Source organism: Sphingopyxis sp. (assembly GCF_036402335.1).
GTDB lineage: Bacteria > Pseudomonadota > Alphaproteobacteria > Sphingomonadales > Sphingomonadaceae > Sphingopyxis.
The window spans coordinates 1-1686 of the sequence record NZ_DASWTD010000526.1 but is presented as its reverse complement, the minus strand read 5'-3'; the positions used below and the strand labels follow the sequence as shown (position 1 = coordinate 1686).

Sequence of the window (1686 nt, the reverse complement as noted above, 5' to 3'; positions counted from 1 at the left end):
AGCGAGGGTGCCGCGGCGGCCGCGATCAAGCCTCGCAGGGACAGGGTACGGGAGTGTTTAAAGACATCCACGCGCATCCCGAGCTCGGCTTTCAGGAGGCCAGGACCGCCGACTTTCCCGCCAGGGAAATGCGCAAGCTCGGCTTCACGGTCCCCACCGGCGTCGGCAACACCGGGATCATCGCCATCTTCAAGAACGGCGACGGCCCGGTGGTGCGTCACCATTTCCTTCGCTCGTTCCAGCATGAACGTAGTCGAGGCGATTTCTTCACTAACTTCAGGATAGCGATAGGGATCGTAATGACGATCAGCGAGGGCACTCTATGGCGACCCGTCAATTCCGAACCGAAGCGAGCCTCAACGCCGAAACGGCGACGCGCGACCACATCGCCTCCATGCTCGCGCAACGAGGCTTCCACAGGATCGACGATCAGCGCGAAGCGCACGGCACGGCCATCACGCAAATCATTGCCGCCGAGCGCGACGGCCGGCCCTTCAGGATGCATGTTCGCCTTTGCTGGCGACGCGACGGCCGGAACGCGCGGGAGGGGCTCTATTCGGCCGCGCAACTCCGCGCAAAGCTGATAGAGAATGATTGGGATCGCACACTGGCGTTCGTCGCCGAGCGAGCCAGCGCGGGCGGGATCACACATATGCTGTTTGTTCAGGACGGGATCGACGGCGTCGTTTTCGCGGTCCTTGTGCCTAGCGATCAGATGCCGGCCATCTGGCAAGGCCAGCGACAGGCGAGCGCCCGCATCATTGCATCGGGCGAAACCGGCCGCTGGACGAAGAATCATGCGGAGAACGGCACCAGCCCGACGATATGGCTGCAAGATGATCGCTGGCCCTCCGCGCATGGAGTCGCTGACGTGTTGTGGAATTGGCCGGGCGTCATCAACCTGCTGGCGCAGCCCGCATCGGGTGGCGAACTTGGCGACGATAGCGTTGACGATCTCCCCCTGGACGCCGCCTTGCTTGGCCGCGATGGCGGCGAACGACTGACCACCATCCGTTCCGGTTATCGACGCGATCCCAAAGTGCGGGCCGCGGTGCTGGAGAGAGCCAAAGGCCGATGCGAGCGCGAGGTGTGCGGTGTTCATCGCCCTTATACAGGCTTCCTGGACGTGCATCACATTCTGGGCGTGGGCGCCAGCGACAGGGTCTGGACGTGCGTTGCCCTCTGCCCGAATTGCCATCGGGAAGCACATTTCGCGCTTGATCGCGACGTCATCAATGCCGAGTTGCGTGATTATGCAAGGCGCTTTGCCTAATCCCGTACATCTCAGGGTTCGCAGAGGAGAATCTTGCCTTAAAGCCCAAATATTGCTGGAAGGGACCGGAAATTGCAGACAGCCGATTTTCTGATCGTGGGCGGCGGCATCGCTGGCGTATCGGCAGCCGCGCGGCTCGCCCCGCACGGACGGACCGTTCTGCTCGAAGCCGAGAGCGGCTTCGGCTATCATTCGAGCGGCCGCAGCGCGACTTATTATCATTTCGGCATCGGCAAATCGGTGGTGCGCGGCATGACCGCCTTCAGCCGCGCGCATTTCGAAACTCCCGGTGCCGGTGGCGCCGCGCCCTCCCGCCCCTCCCCTGCGCTGTTCATCGCGCCGCCGGAGATGCTCGCGGGGCTCGACGCGCTCGAAACGGAAATGCGGCCCTATAGCGACGGGCTCGAGAGGCT

General features: G+C 63.3%; 3 protein-coding genes. 2 read left to right on the top strand and 1 reads right to left on the bottom strand.

Annotated features, from left to right (window positions below):
* Positions 1-245: hypothetical protein (locus tag VGD20_RS17140; RefSeq protein WP_331135591.1), on the bottom strand; the 245-nt coding region annotated here is incomplete at its 3' end.
* 77 nt (positions 246-322) lie between these two features.
* On the opposite strand from VGD20_RS17140, the gene VGD20_RS17135 reads away from it, so the two are divergent.
* Positions 323-1273 (top strand): HNH endonuclease signature motif containing protein, encoded by a 951-nt coding sequence (locus VGD20_RS17135; RefSeq protein WP_331135590.1) that lies wholly within the window; start codon positions 323-325, stop codon positions 1271-1273.
* Between the two features lie 72 nt (positions 1274-1345).
* A partial coding sequence (locus VGD20_RS17130) for an FAD-dependent oxidoreductase (RefSeq protein ID WP_331135589.1) occupies positions 1346-1686 on the top strand: 341 nt, incomplete at its 3' end.